Below are 20,451 nucleotides of genomic sequence, written 5' to 3'. Positions count from 1 at the left end.
CAATGGTATGGGAAACGTTTTTTTAGCTTTCCCATACCATTACCAAGTACTGTCGATGGACAATCAGGAATAACAATTTGAAACAACGTCAAAAAAAGATAGGAAATTCAGGAACACTTGTATTTCTTGCACTGATAAGCGCCTTCCCCCCACTTTCTACGGATCTCTATATTCCGGCCATGCCGCAGATGGTCGAAACGCTTGGCACCAGTCACTCCGAGGTGAATTTAACACTGAGCCTGTTCTTTGTTTTTTATGCCTTCGGCCTACTTTTTTGGGGGCCGCTCAGTGAAAAATTTGGGCGCAAGCCAATACTGTTGACAGGGCTTTTGGGGTATATCATTTCAAGCATGCTCTGTGCTTTCTCCCAGAACATAGAGCAACTGATACTCGCACGCATATTGCAGGCATTTTGCGGAGGAGCTGTAACCGTGGTCGCCACTGCAATTGTCAAAGACCTCTACGACGGACGAGAGCGGGAAAAAGTCATGGCGACAGTTATGTCTATGGTCACCATCGCGCCCATGGTAGCCCCGATAATTGGTGCCTTTCTCCTGCAGATAGGTTCCTGGCGAATGGTGTTCTTGCTCCTTGCGGCAATTGGTCTAACCGCAGCCATTGTCACTTTCTTTTTTGAAGAATCCCTGAAGAAAAAGTATACAGGCTCAGTGGTTCATTCCTGGGGACGGCTGGCTGTGGTTCTGAAAAACCCGAGATTTTCTTGTCTTCTCGTTATATTTTCCATGGTTCCAATGGCGTTGATGGCCTTTTTAGCATCATCGTCCTTTATCTATATTTCCGGTTTTGGCATGAGCGAACAAAAATTCAGTTTTTTCTTTGCGTTTAATGCGCTCTGCGCGCTGGCCGGGCCAATGCTGTATATTCGACTTTCAAAACATTTCCCAATCTACTCCATTATTTCATTCTGTTTTGTCGTGATCATGGGCTGCGGGATAGTTGTCGCGACCATGGGCCACCTTTCCCCTTGGCTTTTCGCACTGACACTTGCACCTGCAACTCTTGGGATAATAACCATGCGGGTACCCGGTATAAACCTCATGCTTGATCAACAGAACCAAGACACTGGCTCTGCCTCCGCGCTCATTAATTTTTTTAGCATGATGATGGGCAGTTTGGCTATGTTTCTTGTCTCACTCAACCCCCATCATCTCATCGAATCCCTTGGGGGGATCCAGATCCTGGTGGGAGCAACAGGAGGGATTCTTTGGTTTCTGGTTCGTAAACGGTACTTTGCTCAATACAATGTCCCGTGAAAGCGTAAGGTTAGAGTCTGAAATATTACTTTGAAAAACGTAATGGTTTTGTGACACCGCAACCGCAACTACAGTCATGTGTGATACACAGCGTTAATGTTACCAAATCTCATAGGATATGGAGGTTTTTAATGAGCCTCGGGTTAAGCTTCCTACTGAATCTGCAGAAATACACTTTATTACGTATATAGATTGGCAATGTTGACAATTTAAAGAAAACCACAATTTAGGACTGTTCCTGTTATGTTGCCCTGGAATGAGCCGTCCGCGTTTGAAGTTAAAAACATCCTGAATAGATGCTCCATCCAGAAGATATGAAATATCAGGCGGCATCTTTAAAGATTTCCGACAAGCGTGATAAATCCAGCCCATCAAAAGCCAGCACCTCGGATGAACATTGACTTGGGGTCCATTCTCGGGGCTGACTCCAGCTGTTGCTGCCAGCGGTGGTAGACTGATAATTATGAACGGTGACAGAGAATCTTGAATATTCTCTATTAATTTGAAAGTTGAATTCCAATGCGTTCTGCTGGATATATGTTTGTATTTTTATGAATGTTGATTAAGTTTTCTCAACCAGACGGTATTCAAGAACAACAACCTATTGTGACTTATCAGCAGCCAATGCTTCAGACAATCCGTTCCAGAAAACAATTTCATCTCCTACCATTTCTGGCACTTTTCTATTTTGTGATTGGTGCACATGCTCTGCATCCGCACTTTCACAAGCACAATGGCACAGCGTTTATTAATGTATTTCAGAACGCAATTCCCGACGTTCATTCCCATTCCTTGATAGATCGATTGGTTCTAAGCGATCATCAACCATGCCCGATTTGCAATTTTTTTGCCTTTCATTCCGCAGTTAAACCAAATACTGTTTGTTTTTTTATCCCTTCAATTCCTGATCTGTATCGGACTAATGACTACCGGATAACGGTAATACTTACTCCTCAGACAGGCTTTCAAATTCGTGGTCCTCCCATTACAATTCCCGCTTAATTCAAGCTACAGAAACGTTGTTTAATTTGTTTTCTGCTTTGCCTGGACGACAGGCAAAGGTTGACTTTATCTTGTTTTTGTAAATATCCCCTGGAGGTTATTTATGGGTGGAGAATTGTTTTTTGAGAAAATGATCACTGGACAGAACCGTAAATGTGTAACTGTTGTACTGTTAGCTGTTCTTCTATTTTTTATTCATATAGCGGGGGTGATTGCTGGCGAAACACGTCACCATGACGCCCACGTACATGGGGTCGGTCTGCTGAATGTGGCTCTTGATGGAAACACCCTTATCATTGAGCTTGATAGCCCTGCTGCCAATATCGTCGGTTTTGAACATGATCCTGAAAATGACCAGCAATCCCACGAAGTCCATGGTGCAATACAGTTACTCAAAGACGGAGAGAAGCTTTTTATTTTGTCGCCAGAGGCTCAGTGCTCTCTCCATGAAGCGCATGTGCATAGTGATATTGGGGGCGGTCATCATGATGAACATGAGGCCCATGGAGCTCATGAGGCGCATACCCAAGATGCACACTCTGCAGCAAACCATAGTGATGAATCAGCCCATAGCGACTTTGAAGTTGCATATCAATTTGAGTGTGGAAGGCCTGATAACCTGAAGACGATGGATGTAATGCTATTTTCACATTTTCCAGGATTTGAGGAAATTGAGGTGCAGGTGCTTACACCAAAAGGCCAGACGGCTGTAGCGCTAACGCCCAATAAATTCCAACTTTCTCTCTAGGCCGTTTGAGGCAAAGAGAGCAGGATTCACCACTGTCCCCTCTGAGGGGTTTAAATACCTTAGAAATTCATTCGCACGAAGAGGAGATCAACTCCGACTGCGAGTGAACTTCTCAGGGCTTCAAGAGAATGTATGCATAAAGAAACAACTTTAAAAAATTCCAGGCTCGGAAGTCTCACTACTGAGCCGGTTGTCGATATAAGTCGTTTGAGCTTTAGCTGGTCGAAAACCTTGTTACCTGTGTTAGAAATGAGCCATTTTAGAGTAGAATCAGGGGAACTGCTTTTCATTATGGGTCCAAGCGGCAGCGGCAAGTCAACCCTGCTTGGCCTTCTCACGGGTATCCTTACCCCACAACAGGGTGAAGTAAGAGTTCAAGGTCAGAATATTTCGCAGCTGAAAGGAGCCGCCCGGGATCGTTTCAGGGCGGATAATATCGGTTATATTTTCCAGATATTTAACCTGATTCCCTATTTAAGTGTGGTGGAAAATGTAACTCTTCCATGTCAGTTTTCCTCCCTGCGTAAAAAGAAAATTCAGGAACAGGGTACTACGCCCTACGACGAGGCCTTGCGTCTTCTGGCCCATCTCAACCTCACGGATCCAGGACTGCTTGAAAAACCTGTGGTGGAATTGAGTGTTGGTCAGCAGCAACGGGTTGCAGCAGCCCGGGCTTTAATCGGCAGTCCTTCACTGGTCATTGCCGACGAACCAACCTCCTCTCTTGATACAGAACATCGTGAGTCTTTTCTTCGCTTGCTATTTAGTGAGTGCTCAAGATCCGGAGCAACGCTTATTTTCGTAAGCCATGATACCAGCCTCATGCCTCTTTTTGATCGAGTGGTGGAGTTCAAAAAAATCAATACTGCTACAGGAATAGACCGGGGAGGAGATGCATGAGAAATATTCTTCTACTTGCTCTGAAAAGCTTGCGAAACAGGAAATTTACTGTTTGCCTGACTATTATATCTATTGGCTTAAGTGTTGCTCTGCTGCTTGGCGTGGAGCGTATCAGAACTGAATCACGTAATAGTTTTACCAATACCATATCGGGAACCGACCTTGTGGTTGGGGCCCGCAGTGGGCCGATCCAGCTCCTGCTCTATTCCATATTCCGAATTGGCTATGCCACGAATAATATTTCCTGGGAGAGCTACCAGGATATAGCTGCACTGCCATCTGTCTCCTGGACAGTTCCGATATCACTTGGAGATTCCCACAGGGGATATCGGGTAATGGGTACAACGAGTGACTATTTTACCCATTTTCGTTATGGCAGCAAACAGAGCCTGCGACTCGATAAAGGGATAGAATTCAGTGACCTCTACGAGGCCGTGCTGGGTGCCGAAGTGGCTCGAAAACTCGGGTATAACCTTGGCGATTCCATTATCCTTTCCCATGGTGCAGGAGAAGTCTCTTTTGTCAAACACGAAGATAAACCATTTACCGTCGTAGGAATTCTGGCACCTACTGGAACACCTGTTGACCAGACAATTCATGTCAACCTTGAGAGTATCGAGGCCATCCATATTGACTGGAAGCAGGGAGCGCCAATGGCGGGTGTTCATATATCTGCAGACCAGGCACGACGCCTGAAGCTCACACCCAAGGCAATTACCGCCTTCCTGGTTAAATTGCAGTCTCCCATAGCCACCTTCAAGGTGCAACGTACGATCAATCAGTACAGTGAAGAGCCACTGACAGCTATCCTGCCAGGTGTTGCCCTCCAGCAGTTATGGCAGTTGGTGGGAGTTGCCGAAAAAGCACTTATGGCGGTATCTGGCTTTGTTGTGATCATTGGCTTGTTTGGGATGCTGACCACACTGATGACCAGTCTTAATGAGCGGCGTCGGGAAATGGCGATCCTCAGGTCGGTTGGCGCACGTCCTGCCCATGTGTTTTCTCTCATCATCGGCGAATCAATACTGGTTACCGCGTTAGCTATTGTCGTGGGGATCGTGTTGCTCTATACCCTTCTCGCCATTGCTCAACCGTTATTGGTTGCACAATTTGGCCTGTATATAAACATCTCCTTCTTTTCCAACTATGAGCTACTCCTGCTTGCTATTGTCCTACTTTCAGGCATAGTGGCAGGAATCATCCCGGGATGGAAGATTTACCGCTACTCCCTTAACGATGGTATGACCATTAAAACATGAAGGTTCTTGTCATGAAACGACTGCTCCCCCTTATCACCCTGTTGTTATGCGTTAACGCTTTACCATGTCAAAGTTCAGATATAAAGGAAATTCAATGGGATAACCTGATACCGAAATTACCAGCTCAAGACAATCCTTTGGCTGGCCTGTCAGAAGAGGAGGTCGACTTTATTGAGTATATTATCTATCTCCGGGAATTCTTACCAAAGGAAGTCACTCCAGAAAATCAGGAATATTACGATGAAGTGAATAACGCTTTGCCAGAGCTGCAAAAAAAAGACATAGACGTTGATAAAATAATAGCTGATAGACGCAATAGAAATTCGGCGGTTAATACAGAGCTTGATAATCAGGAAATCAAACTCGCCGGCTACCTGCTCCCCCTTGATTTATCCGGCAACGCTGTAACTGACTTCCTACTGGTGCCTTACGTTGGTGCCTGTATACATACTCCGCCACCACCTCAGAATCAGATAGTCTACGCAGTATCGGCCACCCCAACACCCTACGAAGTGGATGAGCTTTTTAAACCGGTATCTGTTACCGGGAGATTACAAGTAAAATCTTCTTCCAAAGAGCTGTATCTCAGTGACGGATCAAGCGATATCAATATCGGCTACAGCCTTTCTGTTGATAGGATTGAGGCTTATCGACCGTAAGCATAACTCTATGTATAAATGATTAGAATAAGATCAGGAATGTGGTTGTTTACCTGGGATCAAAGCATCTGACAAAACAATGAAAAGAGCAAAAGATTGTTCAAACCCGCTTTTGCTCTTTTCATAGAGTGAAACATAATATCATCCCGTCTCGACCAAATAAATGTGTACAAGAATGATAATCCTCCATCGATATCAACGTCGAATATATCGGCCATTGAATGAGAAAAAGAAAGCGAAATATTTTCAAGTTCTGTAGGGATTACTATAAGAGTTCTCTTTTTAGTTTTATCAAACATAAGCACAGGGGTCTCTCAGTCACAGTTGACTCACTTGAATATGTTGAGGAGCGACCGTTTCTTTGGGTGATGTAAATGATTCACAAACAGACATGATTGTAGGGAGATACACTGGACGTGTTAAGGTCATTTACTTCTTTTAAAGTGATGGTGTTTTCTATGTCTCTTCAACTGTTTTAAAAGATTGAAGAGATATGGATGGAGCCAATCTGGAAATTTAAAATATTTCCTTCCCCGTTTTATACCTTATCTATTTTACGGAGGAAAACGATGTTGCTTTTTGTCTGGCGGCACAGCAAACGCTTTTCCAGTTGGTCCATGCTGGATGAGCCGCATATCCACAGGGAAAATTATCTAGAGGCTGACGTAACGGTGCTGGCACCGTCCAAGGCCAAGGCTCTGGAGTTGCTTAAGCGTAATGGCAACTGGAATGTTGAGGAGTTGCAGCGGATTGAGCCCGAGGAAATTTCCCTGGATCAACCTCGTATTGTCACCAGCCATGTCTCATTTCAATAGAACACTTGCGCTCGCCATCTTTTCCATGTGTTGATTCTTTGTATATAAAGAGTGACGTATCTACTGGATTCATCCAATAGATTTACGATTATTATTTTCAGATCGATTGGAGGTATGCTGACGAGCGAAGAAATATCAATTCATCACGCTTGCCCCGTCACTGACTGATAGTGCAATGGCACCTTTTACTTTGCCTGTCACAACTGTCTTTGGTATATTTTGCCAAATAGCACTATTGAAAAGTTTTCTAACACGCTCACTGAGAAATAAAATACTGTTTGAGAACGATACTCAATCAAGAAGATAATCAGTCAATTAAAATACATTCAAGGAATGTAAGGGCTTAATGAAATTATATTCAAAAATATTATTTGTGATCCTTTTCCTACTTTTTGCAACCAGCATCCATGCAGCGGGAGGGTATCCCTCTCAAGAGGGTGCTGCCAATTTCCCTCCAACTTTTGAAAGCTACCATGATTCAAACCTGGAAGGGATCGTTGCCATCCTTAAACATCGTATTAGCCATACACCCTTCAACCTGGCTGCAACAATCATCTTTCTCTGTGCCATCATTCACACTTTTTTAAGCAGCAAATTCCTGTTTTATGCCCACAAATGGAAAGGAGAACACCAAAAGAGAATTGAAGAGGGGCTTGAGTCGGAAAGTTCAACCCATATATTATCAGAGATCTTTCACTTTCTAGGTGAGGTTGAAGTCGTGTTTGGGCTCTGGGCAGTTGTATTAGCTGGGGCCATAGTTCTCTTTTATGATTGGCACACCTTCGTAGAGTATGTAAGTGGTGTAAACTATATTGAACCCATGTTTGTCGTAGTCATTATGACTCTTGCATCATCACGGCCTATCTTGAAGTTCTCCGAAAAGCTGATGGCCCGAGTTGCTGGGATTTTTGACGGAACTCTTGCAGCCTGGTGGCTGACCATTATGACCCTGGGACCATTGTTGGGCAGCTTCATAACTGAACCAGCAGCCATGACGATTTCTGCAATGCTGCTTGCTCAAAAGTTTTATGAGTTAAAACCTAGCAACAAATTTAAATATGCCACCATAGCGCTACTCTTCGTCAATATTTCAGTAGGGGGAACGCTCACCCATTTTGCAGCCCCGCCTGTTCTTATGGTGGCCTCCACCTGGAACTGGGATCTCTTGTTCATGTTCACGACCTTTGGGTGGAAAGCTATAATTGGAATCATTATTTCCAATACGATTGTGTTCTGGGTCTTTAAAAAGGAGCTTATCAGGCTAGAAAAGAAATTCAGGCTTTCTGAGATCAAGCTCGATTTGAAGGAAAAACATATCCACAGCGAACACCTTAAGAACGTTTTGAAAACAGCTGAAGTTCGTATTGGCCGTGAACTACAGGAAGAAATCTGCCGGATTAAACATGTGGTAAAAGAATCAACGCTCGTTGCCAGCACTAATCTGGATGAGGAGGACTTTGATCTGCTGGAAGAGACCTTTGACCAAGAGTTTGAAGATCTTAAAATGCAGCAGATGAGCGTCTCTGTGCCAGGTTTGCTGCCCCGAGATAAGCGGCCTAAACTCAACGACCCTAATTGGGATAACCGTTGTGGCGATGTTCCCGGCTGGATTATCGCTGTGCATGTTATCTTCATGATCTGGACTATTATAAACGCCCATTATCCAGCAATATTTGTATCAGGGATGCTCTTTTTTATCGGATTTTCACATGTTACCTGGCCATTCCAGAATACTGTTAATCTGAAATCACCTATGCTGGTTGGTTTTTTCTTAGGCGGTCTGGTGATCCATGGTGGGCTTCAAGGTTGGTGGATTGCCCCTGTGCTTGGCAGTCTCGGCGAGTTACCACTCATGTTGAGTTCCACCGTATTGACCGCTTTTAATGATAACGCTGCCATCACCTACCTCAGCACCCTTGTGCCGGGCTTTACCGATAGTTTGAAGTATGCTGTAGTTGCAGGAGCAGTAACTGGTGGCGGTCTTACTGTTATCGCCAACGCACCTAACCCAGCAGGCCAGGCGCTGTTAAAAGGGTATTTTAGTAACGGTATCTCGCCAATATTACTGATGGCATACGCTTTACTCCCCACAGTTATAATGGGGTTATGTTTTGTGGTATTTTAGGAACATTTATATTGAAGCTCGAGAATCAATCGGGGGAATTTTATTGTCATGTAATAAAATGAAGTTACAATAAATACTGTTCCCCTGACATTATGTAGAAATGTAAACGGGTGCATTGGGAATGCATAGTTAAACCCACCGTGAAAATTTCTCGCTCATCAATCTCAACAATGAAAAGGAGCTCAAAATGGCTAACTGCAGTGAAATGAAAGAGGGTGAAGTGTTTATGTGTGAAAAATGTGGTTTGGAGCTAAGAGTAGTTACACCTTGCAGATGTGATGTTACTAGACCAGATAAATGCAATGTTCCACTGCAATGTTGTGGTCAGGAGATGACAAAAAAAACAAAAGCAACCGTTCTTTAAATTAAATGGCAAGACAATCGATGTCTGTTTTTCTGCCATTTATGTTGATCAATGTTCCCCTCTTGAAGTTTGTCTCATATCTTTAGCCCATATAAGGCTAAGTGAATATGTACAGGTAATGTAATACCGTAGTAAGTGTCGCTGTATCTCCTGGACCTTCAGGTGAGATCGGATCAGGTATAGATCATGGAGACGGGTAAGGACGAACGACAGATGTGGTGTCGAAACTATAAGGTATTGTCAAACCTGGAATCTATTTGTCGTGACAATGACAAAAAACCAAAGAGGTTACCGAACTTGTTGAGTCTTTCTGTCAATAATACTTTACTGGAGAATTGACTACTTGTGCATTAAGATTATGTGATAAATAGGGTCGTTACGTAGGCTTGATAGCACAAGAGGTGAACATTAAATTTGAGCTGCTTCGATTGTGTAGCTAATGGCCAAGGTGAAGCTCTATTTAATAAAGCAAATGATAACTTTCTGACCTCTGACATTATATGTAGCTATTTTGAGACAAGGAAGACAACGACCGGTAATAAACCGCCATTCATTGAAAAGGCTTTAAATATCGGCATTGGCGTTACCAATTATTCGATTTCGTATAAAAAACGCAAAGGAGATAGAACATGGCAAAAGAAAGATACCAGATCAAATCGGAATGCCCAGAATGCGGATGTGGCCTTATATGTAATATGACGCCTGATGAATTCCGGGAAAAATATGGGGACATCAAGGACGAAGTGACCGTTAGTTGTAGTGAATGTGGTACAGGTCACGATTGCTGTGTAACTGAGAAACATACTGATGGGCAAAACAGGACAGAATCGTAAAATGATCTCTGTTCTTCTGCCCTAACCAAAAAAAGAGCCGTGAGGAAAATGCTTGTTTGCGAGCTCGACGGTGGGTGTTTGTAAGCCAATACAATTAGCTGCCTGGTTGTTGATGGAGCTGATCCAAAAGGGCATCTTTTTCCTGCCAGAGTTGGGTTACCCATTGTTGGAATTCGTTTCGAAAAGTTTCATCTTCACGATAATCACGATGAAGAAACTGCTTAGGAATTGGTTTTTGCTGCACACGGACACGAAGCCTATTAACGTTACCGCACATAAAATCCCAAAAAGAAGGTTGCTTGTGCTCAGGGTATGCGATGGTAACATCAAGTAAAGCATTGAGATTGTCGCCCATAGCACCAACAACAAAAGCAATACCACCAGCTTTAGGTTTTAGCAGCCATTGGTAGGGAGAGTCCTGTTGTTGGTGCTTTGCAGGAGTAAAGCGTGTGCCTTCGAGAAAATTAAAAACAGTGACAGGCAGGTATTTAAACTTTTCACAGGCACGTTGGGTACTCTCAAAATCCTTCCCTCGTTTGTGGGGATACTTCTCAAGATATTCCTTACTGTAACGTTTCATAAACGGAAAATCTAAAGCCCACCAGCAGAGTCCTATCACTGGCACCCAAATCAATTGCCGCTTAAGGAAAAACTTGAGCATTGGAATTTTACGGTTAAGCAGATGCTGGAGAATAAGTATGTCAGCCCAGGATTGATGATTAGAAGAGACCAGGTACCATTGATTTTTTTCGAGTTGTTCAATTCCCTCAACATCCCATTGCATCTGCTGGGTCAGCTTCATCCACAACGAATTAGACGAAATCCATAGCTCTGCAATCCGGATTGCAGCTGCAGTACAGCTGCGTTGCCAGCCCTGCAGGGGAATAATAAACCGCAGTAGGGAAATTGTGATTAAAAGCGGTCCCAGCAGCAAGGTATTTGCGACCAACAGACAGCTAGCGACAATGCCACGCATTGATGATGGTAAAAACGATAACATTGATTACTCTCCCTAAAACACCGAAAATATTACAAGTCGAATTCCTCAGATCAGGATTGTAAAAGAGTATGCGCGATTCTACCCTTATGTGATTACAAAATCTAAAGTAATGTTTCAAGAAAAAGTAGAAACCAAACATTTTGTCTGCTTTTAAGGATGATAATATGAATTTTAGCACGTACATATTCTGGTGAAATAATCCGTCAAAACAGGGACTAAAAATGCCATTTAAAGAATGATAGCTGCTCGTTCGAGATGGTTCCTGTCAGGGTAGACCTGCGTATGTCTGAGGAATCGTTATAAAATGGCGCAACTGCAACTGAAATCCAAAAATACTTTAAAAATGAGGAAAAACAGCAGGGACTCTACTGTTACCCTGACCAAAGTTGGCTTGAAAATGTCGACCGACAAGAAAGATGGACTCGATTACAACAAAAATTGAAAGGGAATTAGGATCTGATAGTTTCCAACCTAACTCGCAGATTTAAGGATGTAAAAATTGTAGTAAGACGTGCAGGTTAATCGAACCTGCACGTCTATTGAATATCCCTGCTTTTAGCTTGCAATTTTAAGCCGTCCACAAAGCCTATTGTCTGAATTTCTTGAATGCTATTGAGGCGTTATGTCCACCAAAGCCGAAGGTATTACTTAGCGCTACTTCGATTTCAGCTTTTATTGCTTTGTTGAATACAAATTGAATAGAATCGTAATCAATGTTCTCGTCTTTTTCTTCGAAGTTTATTGTCGGAGGAATTATACCATCATGAATAGCCATAATGGTAGCCAATCCCTCGATTGCCCCAGCTGCGCCTAAAAGGTGGCCTGTCATCGATTTCGTAGAATTTACATAAATGTCCTTAGCGTGTGCACCAAAAAGTTTCAGAATGGCTTTTGACTCTGCAATATCACCAACTGGAGTCGAGGTGCCATGTGTATTTATGTGATCAACATCATTGATATTTAAACCAGCATCTTCAATGGCATCGCGCATGGACTTTACAGCGCCAGTTCCTTCCGGATGAGGTGCCGTCATATGGTGTGCATCCCCCGAAAGACCTGTACCAGCAACTTCGGCATATATTTTTGCGTTACGGCCCAGGGCGTGTTCCAACTCCTCAAAAATAAGACCTACGCCTCCTTCGCCCATAACAAATCCGTCGCGGTTTTTATCAAAAGGCCTTGAGGCAATCTGTGGGGCATCGTTTCTGGTGGAACAGGCGCGCATGGCATTAAAACCACCCATACCTGCCTCAAAAATTGAAGCTTCACTACCACCAGTTACAAATATTTCTGCTTTTCCTAAACGAATATAGTTAAAAGCGTCTGCCATTGCATTGGTTGATGAGGCACACGCAGATACAACCGTATAGTTGGGTCCCATGAAGCCATGTCTCATTGAAACATGTCCACCTGTAATATTGGCTATCATTTTAGGGATGAAGAATGGGCTAAAACGCGGTTTTCCGCCACCTTTGGCAAAAGCACTGACTTCGTCTGAAAAAGTTTTCAAACCTCCAATACCAGAGCCCCAGATCACACCTATTCTTTCTAGATCTTCTTTTCCCAGGTCCAACGCACTATCGGCAATTGCCATATCAGCAGCCACAATTCCAAATTGACTGCAAAGGTCATATTTTTTTGCTTCTTTTATATCAAAATAGTCTGTGGGGTTGAAGTTTTTTACTTCGCAGGCAAACTGTGTTTTGAAATTGCTTGCATCAAAATTTGTTATGGAAGCGGCACCACTCACCCCGTCTATCATAGCTTTCCAGGTTTCCTGAAAAGTATTTCCCAGTGGAGTAAGTGCTCCTAGCCCTGTAACAACTACACGTTTTAAATTCATAATGTTGTTTATGAGAGATTTATCAGTATGTTAATGAGTTAGTGACTATTTTTTCCTTTAATTATTCTTCTGCTCTGACATCAGACTTTACCACAAATCTTCAAAAGAATGGCATTCTGCACATGCATACGGTTTTCCGCTTCGTCAAAAACAATAGACGCTTTTGATTCAATGACTGAATCAGTGGTTTCTACACCACGCTCAGCAGGTAAACAGTGCATGAACAAGCTATTCTTACCGGTGGCAGCCATCAACTCATCGTTTACCTGAAATCCTCTAAATCGAGTCTTACGTTGTTCAGATTCGCTTTTTTGCCCCATTGAGGCCCATACGTCAGTATAAACGATATCTGCATTTTTCACGGCTTCTTTTGGATTGTGGCTCACTTCGACCTCTGAGATACCAGCTTGTTTTGCCGCCGCAAAAGTATCAGTGTCTGGCTGATAACCATCTGGACAAGCACATACAAAGTGAAACGGAAGTCGTTCAGCCAGACGCAGCCAGGAGTGTACGATATTGTTACCGTCACCCACGTAAACTACTTTAAGGTCCTCGAGGTGACCACGATGTTCAAGTATAGTAAACATGTCTGCCATTATCTGACAAGGATGGTTGTAATCAGTCAAAGCGTTAATCACAGGTACTGTGGAATATTTTGCCATTTCCATCACTTGATTGTGGGAAAATAGTCGAGCCATGATCACGTCGTTGTAACGTGCAATCACTCGGGCGATGTCTTTCACAGCTTCACGTTCTCCGATGGAGATATCTGATGGACTAAGATAGAGGGCATGACCACCCATACGAAAGAATCCAGTCTCAAATGAGATACGTGTACGTGCCGATGGTTTAGCAAAGACCATAGCCATTGTGTGATCTTTGAAAGGTTTGTAGTCCTCACGCCCTTTGAATCGAGCTTTCACTTCCTTTGCGAGAACAAAGGTTTCGTGGATTTCATCGGCTGTAAAATCCGTAATGTGTAGAAAGTCGCGTTTCACTGTTGTATCTCCATATAAATACTCAATCAGGATCTGATCGAATTAATCAAAAAACAGATCACCTTTGGGGGCCCGTTCATTTTGTTATTCTTACATTTTATCAACGAAGTAGGTCCAACTGTTATCCCCTCTCAGGGGGTACCCAAAAAGTGTTCTTTGGAAACTTCTGAACTACTTATCTCCCGTCTATAGGGGTTACGTTGCCATCAATAAGTTCTTGGCCAGACCGGAATGTTCGCTCATCAGTTGCTCTAAATCCAAGCCGGGTATTTCGCCCTCCTTTACCACCCACTTACCCGCAACCATTACATAGTCGGCCCTGTGTGCTCCGCACATAACCAATGCTGCCAAAGGATCGCCTGAACCTGAGAATCGCAACTCATCCAATGTAAAGAGAGCCAGGTCGGCCTGTTTTCCGGGACTGATTTCACCTAAGTCATCCCGCCCCAAACAGCGAGCCGACCCCTGAGTACCCCAGCGCAATGCATCTAGATGAGAGACCCTGCCTGCACCATATTTCAGACGCTGCAGGAGGAGTGCCTGACGAACTTCCTGCATGATATTTGAGCAATCATTTGATGCTGAACCATCGACACCGAGCCCAACCGGGCAACCAGCGGCCTCAAGATCGAGAGTAGAGCAGATGCCGGAAGCTAAGACCATGTTTGAGCTTGGACAGTGGCTGACCCCAACCCCCGCAGCGCCCAATCTGCTGATTTCCTCAGGCTCAAACTGAATCCCATGGGCAAGCCAGACATCGCCCTTTAGCCAACCCACCCGCTCTAAATAGTCGACAGGGCGAACTCCAAAAATATCGACACAGTAACTGGTTTCATCATGGGTCTCTGCCAGATGTGTATGAAGTCGGACTCCGTGACGCCTGGCCAATCGAGCGGTCTCTGCCATTAATGCTTCACTCACAGAAAAAGGAGAGCAGGGTGCCAGTATCAGTTGTACCATTGCCCCGGGGTCAGGCTGATGATATCTTTTTATGAGCCGCTCGCTGTCAGTTAAAATAACTTCGTCGCTTTGTACTACACTTTTGGGTGGTAAGCCTCCGTCTTCTATCGACAGGCTCATTGATCCACGGGTCAGGGCCACCCTTATACCCAGTTTTGCGGCTTCTGCGATCTGTAAATCAATTGCGTGTTCCAGACCCGCCGGAAAGACGTAATGATGGTCAGAAGCGGTTGTACACCCGGACAGCAATAACTCGGCAAGGGCCAGTCGACTCGATATTTCTATATGTGCGGGGGTTAATTTGGCCCAGATGTTATAGAGTACTTTGAGCCAGTCAAAAAGCTCCTTGCCGCAGGCAGCAGGCACTGCTCTGGTGAGGGTCTGATAGAAATGATGATGGGTATTGATAAGCCCTGGTAGCACGACATGTTTGCTTGCATCGAAAATTGCATCACAGGGGGCCTTGGGTTCAGATCCTTTGGGGACAAGTTCAACTATCTGGTTTTGTGTAACTACAATTCCACCATCCGCATCTGCACCATTTAGAGTGTATACTGCCAATGGATTTTTGATCCATATCTTGCTCATTTTTTGCCCCTTTTTCTTAATTGCGCACGAACCTGAATCAGCTCAGCAACAATACTGCAACCAATCTCCTCAGGGGTTTCTGAACCTATATTGAGGCCTATGGGAGCATGAACTCGTGCCAAGTCTTTCTCATCCACCCCTTGACCTTTTAAGGATTCAAAACAACTGCGTATTTTACGGAGACTGCCTATCATACCGATATATGCTGCAGAAGTTTTCAGAGCTTCTGCAAGTACTGACTGATCATGAGTATGCCCCCGAGTTACGATAACGATGTAAGAATTCTCGTCAATCGTAAGACCCGAAAAAGGATCGTCAAATCCCGGTAGAGTGAAAATTTGTTTAGCTTGGGGAAAAGATAAGCTATTTGCAAACTCGGAACGGTCATCCAAAACTACCGCTTGAAAACCAACTATTGTTGCAATAGCAACGGTTGGCCGGGCGACATGTCCTGCCCCAAAGATATACATCGTGCATTGAGAGTCAAAAGTTTCAACCAGGTAAGTGCAGTCTTCTATAGTTTCCAGAGCACAGGGTTGTGGTGCTGCTGTAAGTCTTTGAAGAACAGTTGTCGTCACTGGTTTGGCTTCTAAACCAACTGCTGTCCAGTCCTTATCAAATAACCTGAGATATACATGAGAAAAATCGGCCCCAGCACCTCTTAACATGGTGACAAGATGCATCTTTTTACCAGTACCATCAATACCTGCAAGGGCCTGGAACAATTGGTGGTTTTCTTCATTGCCAGGGACAACTACCAGGAGAACACGTTGTTCGCCTCCACAGATCATGCCCAAATCAGCAGCCTCCTGATCATCGAGATTACAGTGTGTTAGTACAGCTACGCCATGAGGCAACATTTCACCTGCAAGTTTTACTACTGAAGCTTCGGCACTTCCTCCCCCGATGGTACCTGTATTGGTGCCATCGGCAAAGATGGCCATCTTGGCACCAGCTTTACGCGGAGTTGACCCCCGGGTTTCGATTACTGTGGCCAGAACAACCGACTCACCGATCTTGAGCCGTTTTTCAACTGTATGATAGATTGTGGTCATGGGTAAAATCCTCGCTGAGTTTTATCTGTTTTTGTATCTCTTTACACCTACTTCCCGGTGAAAAGGAAAAAAGCCAGGACTCTTTTGAGTATTTGCTAGCCAGGAACTGACTCACAACAGGTCTAGCAATTATATTTAATTACTTCAACAAATTTATTGTTTGCGTTTAAAATAATTGTAGACACAGTCAGTTCGTTGGGTTAGATTGACGACAAATTATATAGATAGAGATGGAAAACTGATTGAAAAACCAGGAGCATGATATCGTGAATATCGATAAACTGCAGATTTTTCGAGGTGAACTCCTCCATTGTTTGGCAGACCCTGCTGACGTTGGAGACGATAACAGTTATGAGTATTTCCAAGATGGCCTGATGATTGTCAAATCCGGCCTGGTGGAGGCTATCGGCCCCGCTCTGGAGTTATTGCCTAAGCTACCAGCTGGTGTATCCATTACTCATTACACGAAGAGCCTGATTGTTCCTGGATTTATTGACTGTCATCTGCACTATCCTCAAACGGAGATGATTGCCTCATACGGCGAACAACTGCTGGAGTGGCTTGAGACCTATACGTTTCCGACCGAACGTGAGTTTGGTGATCCCGGTAAGGCCAGTGATGTCGCCGAGTTCTTTTTTGACGAACTCATGCGCAACGGCACCACCAGCGCACTGGTGTTTGGCACAGTCCATAAACAATCAGTAGACGCTTTCTTTACAGCAGCGCAGAAGCGCCGCTTGAGAATGATCTGCGGTAAGGTACTTATGGACCGCAACGCCCCCGCCTATCTCACTGATACCCCGGAAAGCGGCTACCTTGACAGTAAAGAGCTGGCAGAACGCTGGCATGGCGTTGATCGTTTACGCTATGCCATTACTCCCAGGTTTGCACCTACCAGCAGTGATGAGCAACTGGCTCTGGCCGGAAAGCTGCTGATGGAATATCCGGATCTCTATCTGCACACCCATCTGGCTGAAAATATCAGTGAAGTCGAGTGGGTTAAAGATTTGTTTCCGGATCGTTCCGGTTATCTGGATGTATATGCGCATCATGGACTCCTTACAAAACGGAGTGTGTTTGCGCATTGCCTGCATCTAAGTGACGATGAGTTCAGGTTGATGCATGAAAGTGGTGCCGGTATAGCATTCTGTCCCACTTCGAACCTCTTTCTGGGCAGTGGCCTGTTTAATCTGGCGAACGCTGAAAATCAAAAAGTAAAGGTGGGTCTGGCAACCGATGTTGGTGCTGGCACCAGTTTTTCATTGCTGCAAACCATTAGTGACCTCTACAAGACACAACAACTTCGCAACCATCGCCTTTCACCATTCAAATCACTGTATCTCGCCACCCTGGGCGGAGCACACACCTTAGATCTTGACGAGCTGATCGGTAACTTTCTTCCCGGCAAAGAGGCGGATTTTGTCGTTCTTGACTGCGAAGCAACCCCACTCATTGCCAGACGGCTTTGGCGGAGCAAGAACCTGACTGAAAAGCTGTTTGCCTTGCAAATGCTGGGTGATGACCGGGTTGTTAAACATGTTCACATCATGGGAGAAGAAGTCTACAGGAGAAAATAAAGACAAATAATGGGTTCGGTTCTTTTTAACGATTTTATCGTTTAAAAATGTCACCGGCTCTGACAGGTACCATAAACGAGATGCCGGCAGGACTAATCAGAAGAGTCCTGAAGCGCAGAAAAGGAGGAGCGTATGAACAAGGTGTTTCATTATCCATTATTTTCGCGTAACGACCTGAGTGCTTTTTGGGCGTTGTTTACTGACAACCTGACGAACCTGATTGTCCTCAGTGGTATCTGTAAATTTGTTTTTAATATGCCGGATGAAATTGTCTTTGGACGAATCGTCCCCGGCGCAGCCGTTGCCATCCTGCTTGGAGTATGCGTTTACACCTACCTCGCTCAGCGTCTGGCCAAGAGGGAACAGCGCAGTAATGTCACGGCCCTGCCTTACGGGATCAGTACTCCGGTTATGTTTGTCTATCTCTTTGGAGTTATTGGCCCCATCTACTGGTCCACAAATGATGCTGAACTTGCCTGGCAAATTGGTATAGGTGCAGGCTTTATGGGTGGAATTGTAGCCGGTTTGGGTGCGATTATCGGTCCATATCTTAAAAAAGTGACACCCCGCGCCGGAATGCTCGGAACCCTCTGCGGTATTGCTCTGGTTTATATCGGTGTCGTTCCCCTTACAATGGTATTTGAAGAACCGGTCATCGGTTTTGTATCGCTTACCATCGTTATGTGGGGCTTAGTCGGTCGTTTCAAACTACCGTTCAATCTTCCTGCCGGACTTTTAGCACTCATCGCAGGTACGATCATTGCTCTTTTTCTCGGCAAATCCTCAATCAACTTTGAAGGTGTCGGATTTTACCCACCTGTGCCTTATATTGGTGATATGATTGTCGGAATCCAACACCTCATTGCCCACCCTGAGCTGTTTCTGGTCCTGGTGCCTGTTCAGATATACAATTTTATTGAAACAATGAATAATGTTGAATCGGCAGAAGCGGTGGGAGATAAATATCCGGTCTCTATTGCCATGATAACTGACGGTCTAGGAACCATGCTTGGCGCTGTTTGTGGTTCTCCTTTCCCGACAACGGTTTATATTGGTCATCCGGGGTATAAACGCATAAATGCCAGATGCGGTTATGTTCTGGCTGTAGGAGTGGTATTCTTTCTTGCAGCAACTTTCGGGTTTCTCGCCTTTCTCAGTAATCTCGTACCATTGGCCGCGACCGCGCCTATCCTCGTATATGTATCAGTTATCATTATTAGCGAAACAGCAAGAACTTGTCCCAGTCGACACGGTATGGCAATAGCTATTGCCATGATGCCACATGTTTCTTCGTTTCTGGTGACTAAATGGGGTAGTATGTTGAATGCTCTTGGCAGCATTGGTGTTGAAAATATCCCTGCATTGACAGATCCTAAAATCGTGGCGGCTCTCAATCAACAGGGTGCCCATGTGATTGGTCATCAAATTCTCAGTCAGGGAGCAATTATTACCGGGCTGATATGGGGCGCATTTCTTGCCCTTCTCATCGACGCAAAATTTAAACGAGCAAGTGGCTTCATGCTGACGGCTGCTGCCATGACAAGTCTTGGTATAATACATTCAGCAAGCCTTCATATGCCTTCTTTCAACGGTATCGTAGGCGGTTACCTGTTTGTCGGTCTGGGGGTGCTGGTGTATTCCGTGTCTACAAAGGTTGAACAGATAACCAACCATGATGACCCGGAAGCAATTGAAGTAGAAATTATAGATTGATTGCAGAGAGTAGGAGGTAAGCCCCTTAAATTACCTATACAATAAATTGGTTGACACGCATTTTTGTTGATGATAGGGAAAGATATGGATAAAAATAAACTTGATTTTCTAAAAAATGTTGCCAAAGGGATCACCTCCGTATTTGGGGAGAGATGTGAAGTTGCCATTCATGATTTCAAAGATCTAAAGAGAACATTAGTTCACGTAGAGGGGGATGTAACCAACCGTTCTCTCAATTCTTCTGTTCCTGATATGCTCTATAGACTCATTAAAGAGTTCGGTGATGATGCTCCGGATAAATTTGGTTACAAAAGCACCACCGAAGACGGGAAGATTCTCAAATGTTCCACTCACATGGTGCGAGACGATGAGGGAAAGCTCATAGGATGCTTCTGCATAAACTTCAACGTCACCGACTTTGCCTTTCTCGCTAATGCCTTTAGCGATTTCACCTTTACCCCAACGAAAGGCTCCAATGGCGGTGGCCGTAAAAAAACAAATGGCGATCAGAGCACCTTTGCCGAGAGCATGGAGTCGGCGATTGATTTTGCCGTTGCTGAATTCGGTAAGATACCAGCGATGATGGACAAAGCAGATAAAATAGCAATTCTGGAGAAGCTGGATAAGGACGGTGTCTTTATGATCAAAGGTTCCGTCGACTATATGGCAAGAGTTTTAGGGGCTTCAAGATACACCGTTTACAATTACCTTAAACAGATTCGCGCTTAAGATGCTGTG

15 protein-coding genes are annotated in these 20,451 nt (G+C 44.4%); 10 read left to right on the top strand and 5 right to left on the bottom strand.

The window, feature by feature from the left end:
- Nucleotides 1-77: 77 nt before the first annotated feature.
- The 7 genes from FCL48_RS19560 (at nucleotide 78) to FCL48_RS19530 (ending at nucleotide 8,782) form a co-directional block, all read left to right on the top strand.
- Nucleotides 78-1,274, top strand: coding sequence for a multidrug effflux MFS transporter (locus FCL48_RS19560; RefSeq protein WP_136874788.1), 1,197 nt, complete (start codon nucleotides 78-80; stop codon nucleotides 1,272-1,274).
- Nucleotides 1,275-2,379: 1,105 nt separating this feature from the next.
- The gene (locus tag FCL48_RS19555) at nucleotides 2,380-3,024 is read left to right on the top strand and encodes a DUF2796 domain-containing protein (protein ID WP_136874786.1); all 645 of its coding nucleotides are present in this window, start codon (nucleotides 2,380-2,382) and stop codon (nucleotides 3,022-3,024) included.
- 132 nt (nucleotides 3,025-3,156) lie between these two features.
- Nucleotides 3,157-3,924, top strand: coding sequence for an ABC transporter ATP-binding protein (locus FCL48_RS19550; RefSeq protein WP_136874784.1), 768 nt, complete (start codon nucleotides 3,157-3,159; stop codon nucleotides 3,922-3,924).
- Entirely contained in the window at nucleotides 3,921-5,183 is a 1,263-nt protein-coding gene (locus FCL48_RS19545; RefSeq protein WP_136874782.1) for an FtsX-like permease family protein, read from the top strand. The genes FCL48_RS19550 and FCL48_RS19545 overlap by 4 nt, the downstream gene beginning before the upstream one ends.
- Nucleotides 5,184-5,194: 11 nt before the next feature.
- Nucleotides 5,195-5,842, top strand: coding sequence for a DUF3299 domain-containing protein (locus tag FCL48_RS19540; RefSeq protein WP_169309288.1), 648 nt, complete (start codon nucleotides 5,195-5,197; stop codon nucleotides 5,840-5,842).
- A 569-nt stretch (nucleotides 5,843-6,411) separates the two neighbouring features.
- Nucleotides 6,412-6,657 carry a hypothetical protein gene (locus FCL48_RS19535; protein WP_136874778.1) on the top strand — a complete coding sequence of 82 codons (246 nt, stop codon included), beginning with the start codon at nucleotides 6,412-6,414 and terminating at the stop codon, nucleotides 6,655-6,657.
- A gap of 346 nt (nucleotides 6,658-7,003) precedes the next feature.
- The gene (locus FCL48_RS19530) at nucleotides 7,004-8,782 is read left to right on the top strand and encodes a putative Na+/H+ antiporter (RefSeq protein ID WP_136874776.1); all 1,779 of its coding nucleotides are present in this window, start codon (nucleotides 7,004-7,006) and stop codon (nucleotides 8,780-8,782) included.
- A gap of 1,291 nt (nucleotides 8,783-10,073) precedes the next feature.
- Here FCL48_RS19530 and FCL48_RS19525 read toward each other — a convergent pair.
- The 5 genes from FCL48_RS19525 to FCL48_RS19505 form a co-directional block, all read right to left on the bottom strand.
- The gene (locus tag FCL48_RS19525) at nucleotides 10,074-10,979 is read right to left on the bottom strand and encodes an acyltransferase (protein ID WP_136874774.1); all 906 of its coding nucleotides are present in this window, start codon (nucleotides 10,977-10,979) and stop codon (nucleotides 10,074-10,076) included.
- Between the two features lie 586 nt (nucleotides 10,980-11,565).
- Nucleotides 11,566-12,822, bottom strand: a complete 1,257-nt coding sequence (fabF, locus tag FCL48_RS19520; protein WP_136874772.1) for a beta-ketoacyl-ACP synthase II — start codon at nucleotides 12,820-12,822, stop codon at nucleotides 11,566-11,568.
- Between the two features lie 80 nt (nucleotides 12,823-12,902).
- Nucleotides 12,903-13,820, bottom strand: a complete 918-nt coding sequence (gene argF / locus FCL48_RS19515; RefSeq protein ID WP_136874770.1) for an ornithine carbamoyltransferase — start codon at nucleotides 13,818-13,820, stop codon at nucleotides 12,903-12,905.
- A 195-nt stretch (nucleotides 13,821-14,015) separates the two neighbouring features.
- Nucleotides 14,016-15,368, bottom strand: a complete 1,353-nt coding sequence (locus tag FCL48_RS19510; protein ID WP_136874768.1) for an 8-oxoguanine deaminase — start codon at nucleotides 15,366-15,368, stop codon at nucleotides 14,016-14,018.
- Nucleotides 15,365-16,423, bottom strand: coding sequence for an XdhC family aldehyde oxidoreductase maturation factor (locus tag FCL48_RS19505; protein ID WP_136874766.1), 1,059 nt, complete (start codon nucleotides 16,421-16,423; stop codon nucleotides 15,365-15,367). Before FCL48_RS19505 ends, FCL48_RS19510 begins: the two co-directional genes overlap by 4 nt.
- Nucleotides 16,424-16,695: 272 nt before the next feature.
- On the opposite strand from FCL48_RS19505, the gene guaD reads away from it, so the two are divergent.
- From guaD to FCL48_RS19490, 3 genes are all read left to right on the top strand, one after another.
- Nucleotides 16,696-18,000, top strand: a complete 1,305-nt coding sequence (guaD, locus tag FCL48_RS19500) for a guanine deaminase (protein WP_136874862.1) — start codon at nucleotides 16,696-16,698, stop codon at nucleotides 17,998-18,000.
- A gap of 132 nt (nucleotides 18,001-18,132) precedes the next feature.
- Nucleotides 18,133-19,713 (top strand): xanthine/uracil/vitamin C permease, encoded by a 1,581-nt coding sequence (locus tag FCL48_RS19495; RefSeq protein WP_136874764.1) that lies wholly within the window; start codon nucleotides 18,133-18,135, stop codon nucleotides 19,711-19,713.
- An 84-nt stretch (nucleotides 19,714-19,797) separates the two neighbouring features.
- On the top strand, nucleotides 19,798-20,442 hold the full coding sequence (locus FCL48_RS19490) for a transcriptional regulator (RefSeq protein WP_169309287.1): 645 nt from the start codon (nucleotides 19,798-19,800) through the stop codon (nucleotides 20,440-20,442).
- Nucleotides 20,443-20,451: the final 9 nt, after the last annotated feature.

It is taken from the genome of Desulforhopalus sp. IMCC35007, from assembly GCF_005116575.1.
In the GTDB taxonomy this organism is placed as follows: Bacteria; Desulfobacterota; Desulfobulbia; order Desulfobulbales; family Desulfocapsaceae; genus Desulforhopalus_A.
Note: the sequence above shows the minus strand (reverse complement) of the source record. Positions and strands in the feature narration are given on the sequence as shown.